Below are 20,749 nucleotides of genomic sequence, written 5' to 3'. Positions count from 1 at the left end.
TTTAAGCTTTTATTTGCTAAATTTAGCTAAAATCATCTATCTAAAATACTCAAAATTTAAGGCAAAATATGAGAAAATTTATACTTGTTTTTATCCTATCTTTAAATCTTTTTGGAGCTAATGAGTTAACATTTAAAAGTTTAATTGGCGAATTTACTCAAACTATCACCAGTCAAGACCAAAAGATAATATATACTGGGTCGTTAGCTATTGATAGTGATTTTGGTGCATTTTGGCAATATAACACACCAATGCAAAAACTAATATATTTTAGCAATAATCAAGTTATTATCATAGAACCAGAATTAGAACAAGCCATAATTACTAACCTAAAAAGTTCTCCAGATATCACTAAAATACTAAAAAACGCCAAAAAGCTTAGCGATGATAATTTTCAAGCAGTTTATGAAGATGTAGTCTATGATATTATAACGCAAAACTCACTACCAAAACTCATTGCTTATGAGGATAAACTAGGCAATAAAGCTATAATTGAATTTACCCAAATAAGCAAAGATAAAATAATAAGCAAAGATATTTTAACGCCACAAATTCCAAGCAATTACGATATTATTAGCAATTAAAATTTTTTATTAAAATCTACCATCTAAGAGTTGATTTTCAATCTTTGGTAAATTTGGCAAATTAGGCTGAGTTGAATCACCCTTGTTGTGCATATCTCTTATAGCATCAAGAATCTTTTGAACATTAGTTTCATCGACGAATTTGAGCCTAATGATATATATATCATCGATTGTTATAGAGTGCTTTTTATCTATATATTTTGTTAGAGTAGATTTAAAGCTCTCTTTGCCCTTTGAGGTCATAATATCTTCAGCATAAAAGCTACCTACAACAATATTTAAAGCATCATAAATAGGCGCTCTTGCCACATTATCATCTCTAGTTATAATCTCTAAATCCATTGATATTTTTTTAAGATTATTTACATCATATTTGGAGTATAAATCACTCTCAAATCCCTCAACACTCACCACATCACCAAAGCTAATTCCACATAAAATTAGCCAAAACATAAAAATTTTTTTCATATTCCTTCCTTTATAAAATTCTCTTTTTCATAAAACCTAGCTACGCATTTATCTATATTTACTACACTTTTTAGATATGAGTAAAAATCTCTTTTGCGTGTATAAATTATACTTAAATCATCCCAGCTAATTGCTCGTGATAGTGCTACATAAAGCTGTCCATTAGCAAAAATATTATCCAAATTACACACCAATCTATCAATACTCATCCCTTGGGATTTATGAATCGTAATAGCATAGGCTAATTTTAATGGAAATTGAGTAAATTCCGCCCTTAATCTCTCATTTATACTCTCGCCATCTCTCTCATACTCAATCAAAGAGTATGTAAAAGGCTCCACCTGTGCCATCTCGCCACTATCTTTTAAGACACTGATACTAATAATATTGCCGCCATCATCGCTATTTAGCTCTTTGATTATACCTTGTTCACCGTTATAGTATTCGCCCCTTTTATTGGATAAAAACATAATTCTAGCATCTATTTTAATCTGTAAATCACTCAAAACATTTAGGCTATTTACCCACCTTTCATAGGCATTTTTATCTAAATTTTCATCATATATCTCACCACTAGCTTTTAGAGATATTAATGGATTTGGAATTTGAGCCAATCTCTTGGCATTTAGCATATCAGCTGGGGCATTTTTGCCAAATAAAACTATGCTATCTTCTGGAATTACATTTGTGATTTTAGATCTTAAATTTTGATAAATTTCATCATCTATAATCCCAAGTCTAATGCGTGATAACATAGAATAAAATTTAATATCAGAGGTCCTTTTAGATACCACCAATTCAACATTTTTAAATTTCAAATTATGCCAAGCAGTAGAGTCAAAAGCATAGCAAAAACTCATCAAGCTACCATCATCTTGCTTTTTAACCGGTGGTAATTGATAAAAGTCCCCCACCACCATCACACGACCTTTGAAATTGCCTTGTATAAGTCTGTAATTTATCATCTCCATCAATTCAGCACTTACCATAGATATCTCATCAATTATCAAAAGATCGATATTTTTGATAATATCAAATAACTCTTTTAGCCCTGATTTTTGCTTAAGATCAAGAGCTTTTAGCTCCATATGATTAGCACAAAGCCCAAATTTAAAAAAGCTATGTATAGTCACCCCACCGATCCCAACAGCACTAATCCCAGTGCTACCAAGTGCTACAATATCCTTGCCATCATCTTTATAAATTCGTATAATCTCTTTGGTGGTATAGCTCTTGCCTACTCCGCCACCACCAGTTAAAAATAGATTATTATCCCTAAGAAGCTCTATAATACAATTTAACAAACTATTTATCCTATTTTTGCTAGAATTATACCTAAAAAATATTAAGGATAAAGATGAAAAATTCACTACTATTTCTAATAATCTTTATATTTTTAGGCTGCGCTAAACAGAGCTATACACTAAATGAGTTAAATTTAAGGCTTGATTTGGATTTTAATCAAAGTGCAAATATCTTACCCGATACCGATATAAACTTCAAATCAAATAATAATAAACTAATCAATCGATATTTTAGCGTTTGGGATAGCGGATTTGATGTGGATATAAATGAGGCTATGTGGGCGTTTAATACCTACACTTATGATAAGCAAAAATATTATGGAGAGAGCCATATTTTGCGTGATCAAGAGTGGTTTGATAGACACAGACAAAATGCGAATTTCGCAGCTTATAAAAGAGTTTTAAAACCTGCAATAATCCTTAGAGATACCGCCGTTAGGAGTTTTCCTACCAAAGAGAGACTATTTTTAGATAGTAGGCCAGGCGAGGGATATCCATTTGATTACTTACAAGATTCAAATTTAGAAGCCTTTCATCCAGTTTTGGTATCGCATTTTAGCCTTGATGGTGCGTGGGCCTTTATCCAAAGTGACTCATTTACCGGCTTTGTAGCCAGTAATGATATCAAGATTCTAAACAAAAAAGAGGCTAATGAGTTTAGAAAATCCAAATTTGGCATATTTATCAAAGATAGAGTCGCTATAAAAGATCAATCTAATAAATTTCTATTTTACTCAAGAATCGGCGGCCTAGTCCCATATACAAAGATTGAAAATGGCAACTTCATCACCCCTCAAGGCTATAAAATCAGCCAAGATATCGCCACTATAAATTTAGAGCTAAACTCCAAAAACGCTAAACTAATATTAAATGAGATGATAGGGATGAATTACGGCTGGGGCGGACTCGATGAGCTTAGAGATTGCTCTGCTTTTACCAAAGACTATTTTGCTAGTTTTGGAATTTGGCTACCACGAAACTCCAAACAACAATCCCAAATCGCTCAAATAATAGATTTAAAAGAGTTATCAGATGAAGACAAAAAGGCCAAAATAGTTGAATTTGGCGTGCCTTATGCTACACTTTTGTATATGCGTGGCCATATCATGCTCTACACCGGCGTAGTAGATGGCAAAATCAGCGTTACTCACGCTTCATGGGGTTTAAAGACCAAAAACAACTCTAGAGCAGTCATAGGTCGCACAGCTATAACTGATATCGAGATTGGCAAGGATAGAAGTGATATAAAAGCGCTTTTATTAAGCCTTGTAGAGTCTATGAATATCTTAACCCCAAATCCAAAACTAGCCCTACAAAATAGTTATAATATCAAATTTCAAAACAACAATATAATATTTGCCAACAACTCATATATGCCATATGAGATAGGTGGTAGCGATATTTTAAATAGCCCAAGTATAAAAGATATGTTTGCTCTAAACTACCCACTTTTAAAGCCTTTAAACTCTAAGTTAATAGACGCTGGACGGATAAGAAATGAGCAGTTTTTTAACGCAATTTATGGCGATAGCAAAGAAGCAGTAGAGGCTAATCTAAGCGAAGTAATCTGGCTAAAAAATAGCCTAAACCAAAAGATCAAATTCAACTCCATCAATGGCGCAGCCAAAGCACTACAAAAAGTCAGCGATGAGCTTGATACATTGGTAAAAAATGAGCCAAATTTGATTATCTATCTTCAAAATATTGGCGGAACATTTAAATATAGAAATATAGCACAAACCAACAGACTATCACCGCATAGCTGGGGAATCGCTATAGATATAAATGTAGCAAATAGCCACTACTGGTTATGGAATAAAGATGGTTACCAAAACAAAATTCCATATAAAATAGTAGAGGTATTTGAAAAAAATGGATTTATATGGGGCGGCAGATGGGAGCATTTTGATACAATGCATTTTGAGTATCGCCCCGAATTTGCCGCCTTAGGGGTTAATTAAATATAGGCAATCCCATCATTGCTGAAATTATAAAGGCATTTATAATATCTATGAAAAACGCCCCAACCAATGGAATAACGATAAAAGCCATGTGGCTTGGGCCATAATGTTTTGTTACCGTTTGCATATTTACGAGTGCCGTAGGCGTAGCACCAAGACCAAATCCACAATGCCCAGCCGATAGCACAGCCGCATCATAATTCTTACCACAAAATCTAAAAGTGATAAATATGACATATAAGATCATAAGGATAATTTGAACTATAAGAATTGTTAGCATTGGAAGTGCTAGTGAGATAAGTTGAGCGATATTGATAGTCATCAAAGCAAATGCCAAAAATAGAGATAAACTCACATTGCCAATCACAGAGACTTCACGATCAAATACTGTGTGAATTTTGGTTGCTGATAGGATATTTCTAAGCACAGCACCAGTAAGCAAACACCAAACAAATGTAGGCATAGTTACAAATGTAACAATTTTTTTAAGCTCAGTCCCCACTAGCAAACATATAGCAATCAACGCCAAAGACTCCACAAATGAAGAAGATGTTATCAATCTTCGTTTTTCAGGCTTTTCAAAAAGAGTTGGATCGTCCTTTTCTTCTAAGTGATGTCCGCTTAGATTATTTTTCACAACCAAATATCTAGCCACAGGCCCACCTATGATTCCGCCTGCTATCAAACCAAATGTAGCCGCTGCCATCGCTACTTCCATAGCTGGAACGTAGTTATAAGGCTCTTTGATAAACTCAGCCGCCCACGCTGCACCCGTACCGTGCCCACCACTCATTGTGATAGATCCTGATAGCATCCCTATAATAGGATTTTCACCCATTGCCAAAGCCACACCGATACCAGCTAAATTTTGTAAAATTAATAACCCAGTCACAATAAATAAAAATCCGATAATTACCTTTCCACCCTTTTTAAAAGAGGCGAAATCCGCACTAAGACCAATAGTAGCATAAAAGGCAAGCATTAATGGATCTTTAAGCGAACCATCAAAACTAAAGCTAATCCCAATATATTTATTAGCTATAAATAACAAAATAGCCACAATAATCCCACCCACAACTGGCTCAGGAATATTATAAACTCTTAGGAATTTAACATGTTTGATGATGAAAGTACCTAATAACAAAACAAAAACCATCGCACAAAGAGTGGAGTAAAAATTGAGTGTAATTTCCATTTAAATCCTTAAAATTTAATATTAATACCTATTATATTTAATTTATTTAAACAATAAAGCATTTATGAGAATTTTTGATAATAGCCAATACCCAAATTCTCACTACTAATATCTATTCTTATGTCTTAGCTAGAGCTCTTTTTTATTGGAGTTTAAATACATTATCAAAAAAGTCAGCAACCATTAAAGTTACCAAAACCTTATCAATCGGCATAGTTGCATCGCATTTTGTACTCCAAAATATATCAGCATTAGGATCAGCAACTGCTTCTATAATTTGAATAGCTTCAGCCATATCACTCATCGGACAATCTGGATGTATAGTAAAATTAACTATAGCACCCATTGTGCCTTTTATATCTATACCACCTAAAAACGGAGATTGCATAGCTGATTTTAAGGCTTCTTGAGCTGCCTTCTCGCCTTGAGCCTCGCCAATACCCGTCAAGAAACATTCTACACTACTCATAACGGTTATAATATCAACAAAATCAATATTGATATCGTACTCACTATGACTAAGAAATATAGAGCTTATACCATTTACTGCACTCGCTAAAATAGTATCAAATGATTCAATGTTATCTTTTGGGTCAGCTTTACTATCTGTGATATCACTTAATTTCTCATTTGAGATAACTACAACGCCATCGCACATTTTTTTAAGCTCATTAATATTTTTAGTAGCAAGTTGAATTTGTTCATTATTTTTAAATTTAAATGGAGTGGTTACTATAGCTATGCTAGTTTGGTAAATATAATTAGTGGAGTAAAAATTGAGTGTAATTTCCATGTTACCACCTTAAATTTAAATTAGATTTATAATTATATTCAGTTTAGCTTAAATAAAAGATAGATTTTGGAATTTGTAGTTAAATTTAAGTTATAAATAAAAGATAGATTTAAGAGTTGGTGGCCAAATTTAAGCTTGACCACCAATAAAGGGGCTAAATTTATTAATCTAATTGGTGACGACTAATTGTTGGAATATCTAAATCATCACTACTAATATTTAAATCCAAACCTGAAACTCTACGATAACTAAATATACTCTCTTTTGGCTCTTCAGCTTTTACTGGAGTACTCTCTTTAGTAGCTGCTACTGTAGTTGCATTAGCAGTAGCGGTAGATGGTTGAAGTTTAGATATATTGCTATCTGAAAAACCAGTAGCTACTAAAGTTACTAAAACTTTATCAACTGGCATATTTATATCACATTTTGTACCCCAAAATATATCCGCATCAGGATCAGCAGCTGCTTCAATAATCTCCATCGCCTCAGTCATATCGCTCATTGGACAATCTGGATTAATGGTAAAATGTACAATAGCACCCATCGCACCTTTTATATCCATATCATCTAATAATGGAGATTGCATAGCTGATTTTAAGGCTTCTTGAGCTGCGCCATCACCTTGAGCTTCTCCTACCCCCATAAGTGATAGACCTCTATGACTCATAGCAGTTTTTACATCAGCAAAGTCAAGGTTAATATCACTCTCACCATGACTAAGAACGATTGAACTCATACCATTTACTGCACGAGCTAAAATACTATCTACAATTTTAAAGCTATCTTTAATTCCAGCTTTTCTATCTACTATATTACTTAATTTCTCATTTGGTACAACTACTACGCTATCGCACTCTTTTTTAAGCTCGTTTATACCCTCAACTGCTAAGCGCATTCTCTTGCTACCTTCAAATTTAAATGGGGTAGTTACTACAGCAATAGTTAGCGCACCAATCTCTTTAGCAGCTTGAGCTACAATAGGAGCTGCGCCAGTACCGGTACCGCCACCAAATCCAGAAGCAATAAAAACAATATCAGAATTTTCTAATGTTGTTTTAATATCTTCATAACTCTCCATTGCAGCCTCTTTGCCTACAGTTGGTTGCATACCAGCACCTAAGCCTCTAGTTTTTTTCTCACCTAGTTGAATTTTATTTGGGGCTGCTGAACTATCAAGTGCTTGCGCATCTGTGTTGGCTACAATTAAATCCACAGTTTTCATACCATCTTCGTTATGTATACCTTCTCTAATGATATGATTAATCATATTACCGCCGCCGCCGCCGACACCTACAACCTTAATCTTTGCACCATAAACATTTTGTTTCTCTTCTACTGTAAAACCACTCATCACAAGCCCCTTTTTAAAATAAATTTTTTAAATAGTTCATAAATTTAGAGACAGAATTGACCTTTTCTAGGGCAATATTCTCTTTTAGGACATCTTTGTCGCCATTATCATCAATTTTAAGATCTAGTTCCATTTTTTGCTTAGGCTGAACTTTAGGCATAACATCATCAAAATTAGCTGAATTATTACTTGGAATAGTCTGCGGGATATGCTCATCAAATTCTTTAGTTGCCACAAATGGATTTGGTCTTAATACTATCTCATCTTTGTGGCGTAGCTTTCGCTCAGAGTCTATTTCATATGGAGTAAAATATCCAGCACCATATAGACAAAGTCCAATTGCGCATGAATTTGCTGGGTCTTGAAAGACATCAATAGAACCGCTAAACTCTCTTGGTCTAGCAATTCTAACAGGCATATTATCAAATATTGCAGTAGCTAACTCTCTAAGCCCTTCTATCTTAGCCATACCACCAGTTAGCACAATACCGGCTGAAGCATACTCTTTATATCCACTCTCGCTAAGCATCTTAGCAAGTATCATTAAAGCCTCTTCAACACGCATATATATAACATTTATTATTACACTAATATCTACTTCGTGACTAGAGTTCTCATCTCCTAAATCAGGCAATACTATTAGCTCGTTACTTCTAGGCTTTAATGTGCCATATTTTATTTTTACTTCTTCGGCTACTGCTGGTGGAGTGTGAAGTACTGTAGATATATCAGTGGTTATGTTTAAACTTCCAACTGATAAAAAATCATTATATCTAATTGAATTTCCTGAGTGAATCACCATATTACAGCTAGAACCACCTAGATCAATTAATACTGTACCTAAAGCTTTTTCATCTTCATTTAATGTAGAAATTGCCGAAGCATATCCGGATAATACAATATTATCAGCTTTTAATCCAGCTTTTTCTATCGCTTTTCGTAAATTCATAATAGCAGATTTTTGCACAGCAATGATATGAGCTTGCACCTCTAGCCTAGTACCATTCATACCAAGAGGATCTTCTATATTGTCTTGTTCATCTACTTTAAAATTATATGGTAAAGTATGCAAAATTTCATAATCGTGTGGAATTTTTACCTTATATTCAGCTGAACTAATAGCGCGCTCAATCTGCTTGATTGTTACTTCTTTTTCAGGAATATTTACCACATCTTTACAATTAATATTTTTTGCATCTTTACCAGATATTGAGACTATAACTTTATCAAATTTAATTCCAGCTGTCCGTACTACGCTGCTTACGACTGATTTTATAGAATTTGAAGCTAATTCGATATTTGTGATTGAGCCCTTTTTTAGTCCTTGGGATTTGATAGTTCCCATACCGATAACTTTTATAGTATTTTCTAATGATCTTGGCTCGTGTTCTACCATCACAGCGCAAATCTGCGTAGAACCGATATCAATACCTAAAATTTTAGTTCCCACGACTACTGACCTTTGTAATATTGTTCTATCTTATATCTATGCTGAAGTGATGAGAGTAAATCATCTATTAGCTGTTCATTTTTAATATTATAAGCACTATTGCTTAATAAATTTTCATATTGCGATATATCATTAGCATTTGCTAATTTTTGATCTGTGATCTTATATATTATAGCTTTATTGCCTACAATTATATAGCCATCTTTTACATTTCTTGCAAAGATTGAATTTATAAACTCACTCACTTCATTTTCATTTAATCCATCAATCTGCGGCATAGAATCCCTAGATACAAATCCAATATCTTTACCACTAAAATTATCTAAAGCTCTCTTGGCCTCAATCTCTAGGCTATCTTTTAGTTTATTATCTATATACTCATCTATTATTAACTCTCTAGCCTCTTCATAATTCATAGGCTTTGGCAAATCTTTAGAATCCAATCTTGATATCAGATATCCATCTTGATAGTTCATTCTATATTTAACTGGCTTTATATATTCGCCGATTTGAGTATTTTTCAACTCTTGTGCTTCAAATTCATAGTCATCATCTAAGGCAATTAGATCAAATTCAAGCTCCACTTCGCCTTTTTTGGCTTTTAGATATTCGCTTAGGGCTAATTTCCTTGTTTGTCTCATATCGTAATCATCTTTTACACGCTCTTTTGCCGCTTCAAAGCTTAAAATTTTATCAAATCCATCTCTATACTGAACTCTATTCTCTTCATAATACTCTTGTAATAAGGTTAAATTCTCATCACTTACAACTTTTGGGATGAATTTGCCTTTGAGATTGTATTTTGTCTGGGTTAGATATTTATCTTTATTTTTTTCCCAGATTGATTTTAGCTCATTTTCATCTACTTTTATACTATTTCTATCTAGAGCAATAATCTGTGCAGATACCTTATCTTGCATAAAGTAGCTAGCTGCTAACATATCTAAATCTTTATCGCTAACATCAACTCTAATAGCACTAAAAAGCTTCTTAAGTAACAGACTATTAGCTAAATTTTGTTCATAATCTTTTGGTGAAATTCTAGCCTGTTTTAATGCATTTTCGTATTTTGTTTTATCAAATTTGCCATCAGTCAAAAAACTAGCATCACTCATTAAAGCTAAAATTATCTCTTCCTCAGAGATGCTTAACCCTAGCTCATCAGCATAACTTAACATAATATTATCTTGGATTAATCGTTGCAATACAATCTTATCAAGCCCCATTTGTTCGGCTTGTTCTTTGCTAAATTTGCCATTAGAAGCATTGATATAATACTCATACATAGTACCATATTTTTGTTGAAATTCGCCAATTGAAATATTTCTATTTCCGACTTTAGCTACTGATTTGGCACGATTGGTATTCATATCATAGGCACCCCAACCTACAAATCCAGCACCAACAAAAGCTATAGTGCTAACCCAAATCGTAACAACTAAATATTTTTTGTGTTTTTGCATCCAAGTTATCATCAAATCACCTTTTTTCTAAAGGCTTCATTTTAGCAAAAATTGCTTTTAAATTACCTTAAAATCAACATTAAAATCAAATTTTTCTTAAAGTTAATTTACCCAAAAATCAACTTGCAAATCCATTTGAAAAATTTAATAGTTTGCAGCTATTTTCTAAAAGCGCTATTGATTTAGCCAAATCATGTGCAGTTCGTTCATAAAGATAAACTCCATAACCTTTGATAACTACGATATTTGTACGCTTTTCTATCATATAGCGATAAATTTCTGATGGCGCTCTTTCATACCAATCATCAAATCTTTTTGGATCATAAATAAAAATATTACCAAATTTCATATAGCCAAAATAATCTTTTGGCTCCAAAAATGAATGATTTATGCTATAAGCAGTAATAAATGGTGGCATTGAATAGCAGACATATTTTGCCTCAGCTATATTTTTGTAGATATTTAGATGGATATCAGCATCTATGCTTGCATCATTCCATCTATAATCTTTTTTAGAATATAAAAGTGTCAAATCATTATCATTTAGTCCATCAAAAATCGCATCTTTTTTATTAATAACAAATTGATTATGCTCAATTCTTGCCGATATTGAGCCGTGAAAAATACCTAGAAAATTCTTTTTAAACATCGATGCTGAGATTTTTTTAATCTCGCTGATTGAATACTCTATATTCATAACTCTTCCTAAAATTTGCACAAAAATTACAACATTATACCAAATTATAAGGCTCTATTCATTAAATTTATGATAAAATTTTTGCTAAATTTATTAAAGGCAAACTTTTGAATTCTATCCATATTCCTGTTTTACTTAACGAAGTTGTTGAAGCTTTTAGAGATATTAATGATGGTGTTATATTAGATTGCACGCTAGGCTATGGTGGTCACTCAAAAGCTTTGCTTGATACATTGCCAAATATCAAAATAATAGCCTGTGACCAAGATGATATGGCGATCTCTTATTGCACGAATAAATTTAAAAATTACACAGATAGAATTCAAATCTACAAAAGCAACTTTAGCCAAATTTTACAAAAAATTCCACAAGAAAATATAAGAGCTATTCTAGCTGATATCGGCGTTAGCTCACTTCAATTAGATTTAAATGAACGTGGATTTGCCCTTAAAAGCGATATTCTTGATATGAGAATGGATAGCTCAAATCAGCTTGATGCAAAAACTATAGTAAATAATTATAGTCAATCTCAACTTGAAAAGATATTTTATGAATATGGCGAGCTACCAAATGCTAGGAGTATAGCTAATAAAATTATTATTGCTAGGCAAAATAAAGAAATAAGCTCAGCTAAAGAACTAGTCCAAATCATTGGCAATTCAAATTTACAAAATCGATCTGTAAGTATAGCTACTTTAGCATTTCAAGCAATTAGAATAGAGGTAAATAAAGAACTAGATGTGCTAAAAGAGTTATTAAATTCGATCCAAAACTCAGCCATAAATCACGCAAGAGTAGCAATAATAAGCTTTCACTCACTTGAAGATAGAATAATAAAAGATAAATTTAAATCTTGGCAATCAAGTTGTATATGTCCATCTGAGGCTATGCGCTGCGAGTGCGGCAATAACCATTCTATTGGCAAAATTATCACCAAAAAGCCAATCACGCCAAGTGCTCAAGAGATAAAAGCAAACTCAAGGTCAGCATGTTCAAAAATGAGAATCTTTGATATCAAGAGGCAAAGATGACTGATAAAGAAAACCTACTCCAAAGCAACACTCGTAGAGTTAAAAATGAAGAGAATTTAAGCTTTAAGAGATTAATTATTGGATATATAATTTTATTTATTATTCTTATAATTACTCTACCAAAAGTATATTTTAGTAATGAAATTTACTATACTAGCAAAGATATTGCCGAACTAAAAAGCAAGCTAAATGTACTAAAAGAAGAACATAAACTACTAAAAAGAGATTTGGAATTTATAAGATATAAAAATCAAATTATAGATAATATGAGCGACTAATGCAAAAAGTGGTTAAATTTCTAAACCACTACGACCCATCGTGGTTTGCGCTAAATTACTCAATTAAGGCAACTATATCAATCTTAATCTGCGGCTTTGCGGGGAATTTTTTTGGTGGATTTTTAGGAATGGTATATGCTGCAAATTCATCTATGATAATATTTTTTTTAGCTTCTCTTGATGGTAGCACAAAAATTAAAATTTACTACTTCTTATTATATATTATACTTGGAATTTTTGCAATTTTATTTGTAAGTACTATTTTTAAATTTAGCTGGCTATTTTGCTTTTTTACGCTAATTTGGATGATGTTTGTAGGGTTTAGCACTCTTTTTAATCAAAATTTAAATAAAATACTTACAATTGTAAATGCTACTGGACTTCTTACTATCATTGCTTCAAACCAATCTAGCTGGAATCTTGCAGACTCTTTAGAAAGCTTTATAGCTGGGAGTATAATTGCTATTGCTTTTAGACTTACACGCTTTGGCACATATGGTAAATTTACTAAAAAATCTTGCACAATGGTGCTTGATGATTTAATTAATATGAGCCAAAATATTAGTGATAAAGAATTTTTAAATTTAGCTAAACAATGCGATGAGCATATCAACGAAATTAAAAAAGTATTTACCCATAAAAGCTCCACTATAAAAGATGCTCGCCTAATCATTCACCACTCACGGGCAATTTTTTATCTATATAAATTAGAAGATATTTATCATCTACTTGTTGCTATGCAAAGGTATTTTAAATCTATAAAAAATCCAAATTTATTAAACGCTCTAAATAGCGAAATTACAAACAATTTAATTCAATTAAAAAATATATTTATAGATAAAAACAGCATATTAAAAATAGATGCTCTTAAATTAGCCAGGCAAAGTGATTATGAGATTTTTAAGGCATCTTTAGAGGTTTTATACTCCAAATTTGAACTAATAAAAGATGGCGGTGAAGATAAGATTGCTCTTGAATTTAAAGAAAAAAAGAGTCTAAAAAAGGCAATAAAAGATATAACTTTACATAATCCAATAGTACAAAACTCCTTACGCTTAGCTATTGGTGTAAGCATTGCTATTATCATCGCTAGTTTTGGTGATGTACATAATGGAGTTTGGATCGCAATTGGTGTAATAAGCATGAGCAAAGATAGCTCATATATGACTAAAATTACTGGAATTGCCAATATAAAAGGTGCATTAATTGGCATTACATTAGCATTTGTTTTAATTCATATAGTAGTAAATGAGAATCTATTTGCTCTATTTTGTGTAGTTTGTATTTTTCTAGCCTTTTATTTTAAAAACTTCCCACCAGCCTATGCTATGGCAGCTTTTATGTGTGCATTTACTATGGTATATTCTCTTATTTTAGGTAATGCAATAAGCGTAGTATATATTAGAATTATCGATATTTTAATTGGATTTATCCTATCATTTGTCGCAGCATTTATACTATTTCGCCATACTAATGAGATCAAGCTTAGTAATACCTATATCAATCTTTTACCTAAATTTAAAAATCTTAGTAATAGCGTTATCCAAGGCAGATTTTCAATAGAGCAAAATGCGATATCAAATAGCCTTACCAATTATCACAACACAATTACCCAAAGCGATAGAAACAAAGAGTTAAAGCGATATCTTGAAATTTATAAAAATCTTCATGATATTAGCTCGCTACTTAGCAATCTTAAAGTTTATACCGATTCACTCAAACAATCAAATAAACTAATTACTACCAAAGATGCGCTAAATTCAGATATAAATATTATCTCAACTAGATTTGAAATGATAGAAAAAAGAGTAAATAAACTCCCATATTACTTTTATGATAATATGGAAGATAGAATATTAAGCCAAGATATAAAGATTAAATTTCTACTCTTAGAGATTGCCAAAAGACAAGATAGGATAATTGCTCAAAGCGATCTACTTATCAGATGATATACCATGAACTAATCTATCTAAGACATATTTTTCTAAATCTTTGCGTGAGACTTCGTGCTCTTTTGTTACCTTGTGATAGACATCAGCCTTTAAAAGCGACTTTTTAAGTGTTTCTAATGCGTTTTTAAAGCCTTTTCATCATCAACAAATTTAAGTTTATTTACAGCTGATTTTAATGATTCGCCAATAAGTTCAAACACTATATACCTTTTGAAATTTTGATTAAAAAGTGCTAATTATACTTTAAAATTCTTTAATCATTCCATTACGCATATATTTTTTGCTATAATATTTTTTACAGTATGATAAGATACATATGTAACCATCACGCAAAGCAAGATAAAAATAGTCATTCCTATATAGAGAAAAGCTATGTTGTTATTAATATTATAACCCTCTAAAATCGCTATAGAAGCTGCAGCACTAGGAAAAATAAACGCCCACCATGATAAGAAAAATTTAAGTTTTAAAAAATTTTTATACATATAAATCACCATAAAACTAAAAAATATAGTAAGATTAAGCATAATATTAGCAGCAACATCAAATCCTACAAGCTTATAATATCCCAAAAACCCAACAGCTGGAGGAGCTATCATAATAAATAGTGTAGGCATAAATTTTTGCGCTAGCTGCTCATGAAATAATATTCTATAAAACATTATAGAAAATAAAATAATCCAAAAAAATACCCCTATGCTAAAATAATACCATAACCATTCATAGTTTTTATCTGATGATATAACAACTATTAAATTACCTACTACTGGTATAAACCAAGCTGGATTGGAGTGCTTGATCTCTAAATTCTTATTAATCCAAAATGCAATAACCCTAAAAGTTATATAGGTTTGCAATATTAAACCACTATAAAATAACCACTCATATACAATACTTTTTTGCCATAGATTGGCTAAAATTAAAAAAGATATAGGTATCGCACCAAAGAAATTTAATCTTATTTGATGATTAAATTCACTTTTTACCTCATCTATATTTATAAATATTTTAATAGCATATAACAATACAACCAATAAAAAAATAGCAGATGTAATAATTTTAAATATATCAAAATATAAACTATTAATTTCAAATACTACACTGACTTTTTTTATAGCCATACTAAACCCGCCAAATCCCATTATAATAGCAAAAAACATAATAGGAAAATTGCTTATTCTACTCATTTTTTATCCTTGCCATTTTTTAATATTTTATTAGCCTCTTTTATACCCTCTTTCCACAATTGATGACGCTTTAATGTGTATTTTGCATCTACCTTGCCACTAAACATTGATATAAGCAAAAAGCGATTAATTTTAGGTATAAAGGCTGCTAAATGGGCAATAATTAATATTATGATAAGTATCATACCCAAATTATGCAATTGTGCCGCCCAAAAATATGCCCAATTTGCTATATCAAATCCTAATAAATTCTTATATGTTTTTATTAATCCTGTAAATACTAGTATAAAAAGCGTAAAAGCAATTGCTATATATGCTAAGCGTTGTTCTGGTAGATATTTTTGGTTTGGTGGTTCTTGATCTTTTGTTATCATAGATTTTATAACTAAATAACTATTTTTTATATCGCCTTTTTTAGGTATGATATCAAACTCTTTTTTTAAACTATGATAAACTATATGATAAACTCCAAAAAATATAAGCCCTATAGCAAAGATATAATGCAATACTAGACCTTCAAAATACTCGCCACTCCATTCCCATATATTTGCTACGCCATATCTTTTAGCCACTGGCATTTGAAATATACCAGTTAAAATAAGTCCAAAAGTAGATATAGCAACTCCCCAATGTATGATACGATTTTGCAAACTCTGTCTATATATTTTCATTATTTATCCTTTTTATTCCATTTTATAGCAGATATAGCTCCCGCACCTATTGCAGCTAGTGGAGTAATCATTGCAGCCATAGCTAAATTTTCGCTCTTTTGTAATGGACTATCTACTCTAGCCATATGAGGTCTGCCTATTTTATTTGTTAAATTTTCATATTTTTTTGTTATTGCTTCATTTATAGATTCAAAATCTACACTACTTAAGTATATTGTAGATGTTCCACCATTTTCTTTTAATCCATATATATGCCTGTTTTCTTTATTTACTATACTCATTATCTCATTTTTTGGAGCAAATTTTATAGCTTTTTTTGGACATTGATTTTGACATGCTGGCTTATCGCCTTTATTTAGCAGATCTTTACACATATCGCATTTATACATTACACCGCCACCTGCTAATTTTGGCGCTATATTTAAATATAATCCAACACCAGCTTGACGCTGCGGTATCTGCCACGGACAAGCATCTCTACATTTAGCACCGCCAAAACAAAAATCCTTATCAATATCTACAGCTCCATATTTATCTTTGCTTATAACGCCAAAAGGGCATAATTTTTGGCATGGAGGGTTATCGCAATGCATACAGCGTCTTGGTATATTTATCTTTTTACCATTTATCTCTATCTTTTGAACATATGTCCAATTATATGGGGTTAATCTATCTATAATATCTTTTTTATCACTATAATCTTCATATTTTTTTTGAGGCCAATAATTCATTATAGGCTTTTTAGGATCTGGGAATTTATCTTTATTATGTGTTTTGCAAGCACTTATACATTTTGGTACTTCAAAACCTTCGCACCCATCGCATAAATCAAGATCTATTATACTCATCATCTGAGAATTCTGCTTTGATATTTCTTGATCAGCTAAAAGTGGTGTAGCACTAGTCATAAGGGTAAATTTTAAAAAATTACGCCTATTCATCTTCTTATATCCTTATATATTTTTAAGGAATTATAGATAAAATAATATAAATTTTCAGTGATAAAGTTACCAAATGAAAAAAGATATAGAGCAATTTATAGATAAATTTAAAAAATTTAATTTGTCTAAAGAAGATTTAGATACCGTTAGTTCAAATGTTAAAATAATGGAATTTAAAAAAGGTGATGATGTAATAGTCGATAAAAATAGCTGTCAAGGTTTTATATATGTATTAAAAGGGAATTTAAGAGCATATGCAATATCTACAACAGGAAAAGAGATAACAGTATTTAATCTTAACTCTGGAGATGAATGCATTCTTTGTGCTAATTGTATGACTGATAATTTGCAACTTGAATTAAATTTACAAGCCAATAAAGATACAAAAATACTATTATTACACTCTAGTTACTTTTCAGTATTAAAAGATAAATACCCATCAATAGCATCTTTTGTAGTAGAGCTTTTATCCATAAGATTAGCTAGCGCTATTAAAGTTATGACACAAGCTCTATTTACGCCAATTACACAAAGGATTATTGATTTTCTTAAACAAAATGCTACAAATAATCAAATTCAAATTACCCACGAAATACTTGCTAGCCATTTAGGTACTGCAAGAGAGGTGGTATCAAGAATTTTAAAAGATATAGAAAAAGAGAATCTAATAAAATTAGAGCGTGGGAAAATAATTATTTTAAATTTATAATCTTTTGTGACTTTATCACTGATAAAAATAGAAAATCTATATATAATCATAATATCTATTTTCCTAATAAAGGATATATTATGAATGAAATTCAAAAATCCCGCAGAGACGCTCTAAAAATATTTACCTTAGGTTCTGCCTTAGCAGCTACTTCTGTTACTATACCTACACAAGCCAAAGCTGCAAGTGATTTATCTCCAAATATAGCTATCATAGGAGCTGGACTTGGCGGTATCACAATGAGTGCTCATCTAATAGATATAATGCCAAAAGCAAATGTTACCTTATATGATGCAAATCAAACAATGCATTATGAGCCTGGATTTACATTAATTGCTGCTGGTGTTTATACTACCAAAGATACAAAATATGATAAAGCAGATCTAATAAATGAAAAAGTAAAATGGATAAAACAAAATGTACAAAGTGTAGATCCAAACAATAATTCACTTACAACAAATGATGGCAATATCTATAAATATGATTATTTAATAATCTCTACTGGGGTGTATTATGATTTTCAAAGTGTAAAAGGTTTAAATGCTGATATTATAGAAGATCCTAACTCTAAAATTACTAGTATATATACTCCAAATGGAGCAACAAAATCAAATAAATTTATTCAAGAATTGGTTAAAAATGGTGGTAATGCTCTATTTGCCGAGCCAAATACACCATCAAAATGCGGTGGAGCAAATAAAAAGGTAAATATGCTATTAAATGATTTAGGTCAAAAAAATAACCAAAAATCTTTAAAAACTATACTATGTACAGGTAGTGCAAATATGCTCTCAAGCCCATTACACGCTAAGATGATTGAACAAATGTATATACAAAGAGATATGGAGTATAAAACACGCCACCTTTTAGTAGAAGTTGATACTATAAATCAAATAGCTAAATTTGACAAACTAATGCCTTATACTCAAGACTCAATACAAAAAATAGCAAAAGAGAGAGTAGAAATACCATATGATTATCTATTTGTAGTGCCTAGAATGAAAAGTGCTGATTTTATAACTCAAGCTGGTTTAAACACAAGCAAAGGCGATGTAGCTGGCAATTGGGTTGATGTTGATCAATATACATTACAACACAAAAAATATCCAAATATATTTGCACTAGGAGATTGTGCTGGGGTACCAAAAGGCAAAACAGGAGCAAGTATACGCAAACAATATCCAGTTGTAGGTGCAAATATATTATCTCACTTAAAAAATAAACCTTTAGAGGCTAAATTCGATGGCTATACAGCTTGTCCGCTACTTACTAGATATGGTAAGGCTGTTATGGTTGAGTTTAATTATAAAGGAGCTGCACCGACATTAGAATGTATGGGTTCTACAAGAGAAAGTTGGCTAAACTGGGCTGTTAAGGTATATTTAATGAAGCCTATGGTTATGCAAGCTATGATACATGCTAAAGCTTAAAAATAAAAAAAGGATATAATATGAGTAACTTAGATAAAACTATAAGACTAATAATAGCAGCTATAATATTTTTTGTATTTGGATTTGTATGCCAATGCTGGTGGTGGTTAATCGGACTTGTTCCTTTGCTTACTGCAGTATATGGATATTGCCCATTATACTCACTAATAGACAAAAAAAGTTGTAAAAAATAGCTATTATGCCTCAAACGAGGCATAATACTCTTAAAATCCATGTAATCTTTTTAAATCTTTATCTATTAATTTTTTATTACCTTTTTCATCTACGCTAACATAAGCTACTTCAGCAGTTGTAACTGGAACACACTCACAAAAATTAAAATTTACTACTTCTTATTATATATTATACTTGGAATTTTTGCAATTTTAAAAGATATCTATAAATCTATAAAAATCTTCATGATATTAGCTCGCTACTTAGTAATCTTAAAGTTTATACCGATTCACTCAAACAATCAAATAAACTAATTACTACCAAAGATGCGCTAAATTCAGATATAAATATTATCTCAACTAGATTTGAAATGATAGAAAAAAGAGTAAATAAACTCCCATATTACTTTTATGATAATATGGAAGATAGAATATTAAGCCAAGATATAAAGATTAAATTTCTACTCTTAGAGATTGCCAAAAGACAAGATAGGATAATTGCTCAAAGCGATCTACTTATCAGATGATATACCATGAACTAATCTATCTAAGACATATTTTTCTAAATCTTTGCGTGGAATTTCAAGCTTTATAGCCTCATTGTAGATTATCTCAATTTTTTGAGAGTATTTCTCATATGGAAAATATGGAAAATGAACTCTCCAAGCCGCACGAATCAGCTCAAGGCTAATGAGTCTCCTAGTCCAAACTCTAAAATAATCAAACCCGATAAACACGCAAGCAGTTAAAATCACTGTAATAATAACAGATATATGCAAATCAGCTTCAAATTTGCTAAACAAAATATGAAGTATCCAGACAAAAAGCGTTAAAACAATAAAGCAAAGAAGAGCATAAATAGCATAAAATCTACGATTTCTATAACGGAAATTTAACTTAGCAGGATCAATTAGCATGCCCTCATTATACAGACAATTAGCCTCTAAAAGATCACGAAAAAGCACCGGTTGCTTAGACACTACAAATAAATTTTTAAACATAAATTGCTTAATTTTCTCTATCATTTTCATACTTTTTAAATAATTTTTGATAGGCTATTATATCTAAAAATTAGTCAAAATCTGATAAAATAGCTCAAATTTAAAAAAGG

Annotated in this window: 21 protein-coding genes and 1 pseudogene; 9 read left to right on the top strand and 13 right to left on the bottom strand. The window is 31.3% G+C overall.

Going from position 1 to position 20,749, the window contains the following annotated elements:
- Positions 1-68 precede the first annotated feature (68 nt).
- Positions 69-584 (top strand): LolA-like outer membrane lipoprotein chaperone, encoded by a 516-nt coding sequence (gene lolA, locus CIGNP91_RS03965; protein ID WP_086228147.1) that lies wholly within the window; start codon positions 69-71, stop codon positions 582-584.
- A 9-nt stretch (positions 585-593) separates the two neighbouring features.
- Here lolA and CIGNP91_RS03960 read toward each other — a convergent pair whose 3' ends face one another.
- Together CIGNP91_RS03960 and CIGNP91_RS03955 are read right to left on the bottom strand one after the other, a co-directional pair.
- Complete coding sequence (locus CIGNP91_RS03960) at positions 594-1,052, bottom strand: hypothetical protein (RefSeq protein WP_086235903.1); 459 nt, start codon at positions 1,050-1,052, stop codon at positions 594-596.
- Positions 1,049-2,356, bottom strand: coding sequence for an ATP-dependent DNA helicase (locus CIGNP91_RS03955; RefSeq protein WP_086253442.1), 1,308 nt, complete (start codon positions 2,354-2,356; stop codon positions 1,049-1,051). Before CIGNP91_RS03955 ends, CIGNP91_RS03960 begins: the two co-directional genes overlap by 4 nt.
- A gap of 53 nt (positions 2,357-2,409) precedes the next feature.
- Between CIGNP91_RS03955 and CIGNP91_RS03950 the strand changes: the two genes are divergently transcribed.
- Positions 2,410-4,317 (top strand): bifunctional C40 family peptidase/M15 family metallopeptidase, encoded by a 1,908-nt coding sequence (locus CIGNP91_RS03950; RefSeq protein ID WP_086253441.1) that lies wholly within the window; start codon positions 2,410-2,412, stop codon positions 4,315-4,317.
- Here the strand turns inward: CIGNP91_RS03950 and gltS are convergent.
- The 6 genes from gltS to CIGNP91_RS03920 all read right to left on the bottom strand — a co-directional run bounded on the left by gltS (position 4,310) and on the right by CIGNP91_RS03920 (position 11,266).
- Positions 4,310-5,512: a sodium/glutamate symporter gene (gltS, locus tag CIGNP91_RS03945; RefSeq protein WP_086253440.1), complete on the bottom strand. Its 1,203-nt coding sequence runs from the start codon at positions 5,510-5,512 to the stop codon at positions 4,310-4,312. The genes CIGNP91_RS03950 and gltS overlap by 8 nt on opposite strands.
- Positions 5,513-5,654: 142 nt before the next feature.
- Positions 5,655-6,305 carry a hypothetical protein gene (locus CIGNP91_RS03940; RefSeq protein WP_086253439.1) on the bottom strand — a complete coding sequence of 217 codons (651 nt, stop codon included), beginning with the start codon at positions 6,303-6,305 and terminating at the stop codon, positions 5,655-5,657.
- A 163-nt stretch (positions 6,306-6,468) separates the two neighbouring features.
- Positions 6,469-7,656 carry a cell division protein FtsZ gene (gene ftsZ / locus CIGNP91_RS03935; RefSeq protein ID WP_086226296.1) on the bottom strand — a complete coding sequence of 396 codons (1,188 nt, stop codon included), beginning with the start codon at positions 7,654-7,656 and terminating at the stop codon, positions 6,469-6,471.
- Between the two features lie 13 nt (positions 7,657-7,669).
- Positions 7,670-9,106: a cell division protein FtsA gene (gene ftsA, locus CIGNP91_RS03930; protein ID WP_086224827.1), complete on the bottom strand. Its 1,437-nt coding sequence runs from the start codon at positions 9,104-9,106 to the stop codon at positions 7,670-7,672.
- A gap of 2 nt (positions 9,107-9,108) precedes the next feature.
- Entirely contained in the window at positions 9,109-10,581 is a 1,473-nt protein-coding gene (locus tag CIGNP91_RS03925) for a peptidylprolyl isomerase (RefSeq protein WP_086253438.1), read from the bottom strand.
- Between the two features lie 106 nt (positions 10,582-10,687).
- Positions 10,688-11,266, bottom strand: a complete 579-nt coding sequence (locus CIGNP91_RS03920; RefSeq protein ID WP_086226298.1) for a class II aldolase and adducin N-terminal domain-containing protein — start codon at positions 11,264-11,266, stop codon at positions 10,688-10,690.
- Between the two features lie 107 nt (positions 11,267-11,373).
- Here CIGNP91_RS03920 and rsmH point away from each other — a divergent pair, with 107 nt between their 5' ends.
- From rsmH to CIGNP91_RS03905, 3 genes are read left to right on the top strand one after another with little or no spacing between them, the layout of a single operon-like run.
- On the top strand, positions 11,374-12,297 hold the full coding sequence (gene rsmH / locus CIGNP91_RS03915) for a 16S rRNA (cytosine(1402)-N(4))-methyltransferase RsmH (protein ID WP_086238724.1): 924 nt from the start codon (positions 11,374-11,376) through the stop codon (positions 12,295-12,297).
- Positions 12,294-12,575 (top strand): hypothetical protein, encoded by a 282-nt coding sequence (locus CIGNP91_RS03910; protein ID WP_086224831.1) that lies wholly within the window; start codon positions 12,294-12,296, stop codon positions 12,573-12,575. The genes rsmH and CIGNP91_RS03910 overlap by 4 nt, the downstream gene beginning before the upstream one ends.
- The gene (locus tag CIGNP91_RS03905) at positions 12,575-14,524 is read left to right on the top strand and encodes an FUSC family protein (protein ID WP_086253437.1); all 1,950 of its coding nucleotides are present in this window, start codon (positions 12,575-12,577) and stop codon (positions 14,522-14,524) included. Before CIGNP91_RS03910 ends, CIGNP91_RS03905 begins: the two co-directional genes overlap by 1 nt.
- A gap of 60 nt (positions 14,525-14,584) precedes the next feature.
- On the opposite strand, the pseudogene CIGNP91_RS08525 reads toward CIGNP91_RS03905, so the two are convergent.
- From CIGNP91_RS08525 to CIGNP91_RS03890, 4 genes and pseudogenes are all read right to left on the bottom strand, one after another.
- Positions 14,585-14,727: pseudogene (locus tag CIGNP91_RS08525) on the bottom strand (signal recognition particle receptor subunit alpha); the annotation flags it as partial.
- A 57-nt stretch (positions 14,728-14,784) separates the two neighbouring features.
- Positions 14,785-15,714, bottom strand: a complete 930-nt coding sequence (locus CIGNP91_RS03900; RefSeq protein WP_086253436.1) for an SLAC1 anion channel family protein — start codon at positions 15,712-15,714, stop codon at positions 14,785-14,787.
- On the bottom strand, positions 15,711-16,385 hold the full coding sequence (locus CIGNP91_RS03895) for a cytochrome b/b6 domain-containing protein (protein WP_086226302.1): 675 nt from the start codon (positions 16,383-16,385) through the stop codon (positions 15,711-15,713). Before CIGNP91_RS03895 ends, CIGNP91_RS03900 begins: the two co-directional genes overlap by 4 nt.
- On the bottom strand, positions 16,385-17,326 hold the full coding sequence (locus tag CIGNP91_RS03890; RefSeq protein ID WP_086253435.1) for a 4Fe-4S dicluster domain-containing protein: 942 nt from the start codon (positions 17,324-17,326) through the stop codon (positions 16,385-16,387). The genes CIGNP91_RS03895 and CIGNP91_RS03890 overlap by 1 nt, the downstream gene beginning before the upstream one ends.
- Positions 17,327-17,399: 73 nt before the next feature.
- On the opposite strand from CIGNP91_RS03890, the gene CIGNP91_RS03885 reads away from it, so the two are divergent.
- The 4 genes from CIGNP91_RS03885 to CIGNP91_RS08590 all read left to right on the top strand — a co-directional run bounded on the left by CIGNP91_RS03885 (position 17,400) and on the right by CIGNP91_RS08590 (position 20,165).
- Positions 17,400-18,035, top strand: coding sequence for a Crp/Fnr family transcriptional regulator (locus tag CIGNP91_RS03885; RefSeq protein ID WP_086224836.1), 636 nt, complete (start codon positions 17,400-17,402; stop codon positions 18,033-18,035).
- An 80-nt stretch (positions 18,036-18,115) separates the two neighbouring features.
- Positions 18,116-19,465, top strand: a complete 1,350-nt coding sequence (locus CIGNP91_RS03880) for an NAD(P)/FAD-dependent oxidoreductase (protein ID WP_086232716.1) — start codon at positions 18,116-18,118, stop codon at positions 19,463-19,465.
- A 20-nt stretch (positions 19,466-19,485) separates the two neighbouring features.
- The gene (locus CIGNP91_RS03875; protein ID WP_086232715.1) at positions 19,486-19,659 is read left to right on the top strand and encodes a YgaP family membrane protein; all 174 of its coding nucleotides are present in this window, start codon (positions 19,486-19,488) and stop codon (positions 19,657-19,659) included.
- A gap of 350 nt (positions 19,660-20,009) precedes the next feature.
- Positions 20,010-20,165 carry a hypothetical protein gene (locus tag CIGNP91_RS08590; protein ID WP_179186981.1) on the top strand — a complete coding sequence of 52 codons (156 nt, stop codon included), beginning with the start codon at positions 20,010-20,012 and terminating at the stop codon, positions 20,163-20,165.
- Here CIGNP91_RS08590 and CIGNP91_RS03870 read toward each other — a convergent pair.
- On the bottom strand, positions 20,151-20,663 hold the full coding sequence (locus CIGNP91_RS03870; protein WP_086224839.1) for a hypothetical protein: 513 nt from the start codon (positions 20,661-20,663) through the stop codon (positions 20,151-20,153). The genes CIGNP91_RS08590 and CIGNP91_RS03870 overlap by 15 nt on opposite strands.
- Between the last annotated feature and the right edge of the window lie 86 nt (positions 20,664-20,749).

The sequence above is a fragment of the Campylobacter sp. P091 genome (assembly GCF_002138935.1).
Lineage (GTDB): Bacteria > Campylobacterota > Campylobacteria > Campylobacterales > Campylobacteraceae > Campylobacter > Campylobacter devanensis.
The sequence above is the reverse complement of the archived record's forward strand: the minus strand, read 5'-3'. Positions and strand labels throughout refer to the sequence as shown.

What these genes read in the sequence shown, in the direction of transcription:
- CIGNP91_RS03960 (WP_086235903.1), bottom strand. Translation starts at nt 1,052, where the DNA reads ATGAAAAAAATTTTTATGTTTTGGCTAATTTTATGTGGAATTAGCTTT.
- CIGNP91_RS03870 (WP_086224839.1), bottom strand. Translation starts at nt 20,663, where the DNA reads ATGATAGAGAAAATTAAGCAATTTATGTTTAAAAATTTATTTGTAGTG.
- lolA (WP_086228147.1), top strand. Translation starts at nt 69, where the DNA reads ATGAGAAAATTTATACTTGTTTTTATCCTATCTTTAAATCTTTTTGGA.
- CIGNP91_RS08590 (WP_179186981.1), top strand. Translation starts at nt 20,010, where the DNA reads ATGATAGAAAAAAGAGTAAATAAACTCCCATATTACTTTTATGATAAT.
- CIGNP91_RS03925 (WP_086253438.1), bottom strand. Translation starts at nt 10,581, where the DNA reads ATGATAACTTGGATGCAAAAACACAAAAAATATTTAGTTGTTACGATT.
- CIGNP91_RS03910 (WP_086224831.1), top strand. Translation starts at nt 12,294, where the DNA reads ATGACTGATAAAGAAAACCTACTCCAAAGCAACACTCGTAGAGTTAAA.
- CIGNP91_RS03875 (WP_086232715.1), top strand. Translation starts at nt 19,486, where the DNA reads ATGAGTAACTTAGATAAAACTATAAGACTAATAATAGCAGCTATAATA.
- CIGNP91_RS03905 (WP_086253437.1), top strand. Translation starts at nt 12,575, where the DNA reads ATGCAAAAAGTGGTTAAATTTCTAAACCACTACGACCCATCGTGGTTT.
- gltS (WP_086253440.1), bottom strand. Translation starts at nt 5,512, where the DNA reads ATGGAAATTACACTCAATTTTTACTCCACTCTTTGTGCGATGGTTTTT.
- ftsZ (WP_086226296.1), bottom strand. Translation starts at nt 7,656, where the DNA reads ATGAGTGGTTTTACAGTAGAAGAGAAACAAAATGTTTATGGTGCAAAG.
- CIGNP91_RS03950 (WP_086253441.1), top strand. Translation starts at nt 2,410, where the DNA reads ATGAAAAATTCACTACTATTTCTAATAATCTTTATATTTTTAGGCTGC.
- CIGNP91_RS03885 (WP_086224836.1), top strand. Translation starts at nt 17,400, where the DNA reads ATGAAAAAAGATATAGAGCAATTTATAGATAAATTTAAAAAATTTAAT.
- CIGNP91_RS03895 (WP_086226302.1), bottom strand. Translation starts at nt 16,385, where the DNA reads ATGAAAATATATAGACAGAGTTTGCAAAATCGTATCATACATTGGGGA.
- CIGNP91_RS03920 (WP_086226298.1), bottom strand. Translation starts at nt 11,266, where the DNA reads ATGAATATAGAGTATTCAATCAGCGAGATTAAAAAAATCTCAGCATCG.
- CIGNP91_RS03880 (WP_086232716.1), top strand. Translation starts at nt 18,116, where the DNA reads ATGAATGAAATTCAAAAATCCCGCAGAGACGCTCTAAAAATATTTACC.
- CIGNP91_RS03900 (WP_086253436.1), bottom strand. Translation starts at nt 15,714, where the DNA reads ATGAGTAGAATAAGCAATTTTCCTATTATGTTTTTTGCTATTATAATG.
- CIGNP91_RS03890 (WP_086253435.1), bottom strand. Translation starts at nt 17,326, where the DNA reads ATGAATAGGCGTAATTTTTTAAAATTTACCCTTATGACTAGTGCTACA.
- CIGNP91_RS03940 (WP_086253439.1), bottom strand. Translation starts at nt 6,305, where the DNA reads ATGGAAATTACACTCAATTTTTACTCCACTAATTATATTTACCAAACT.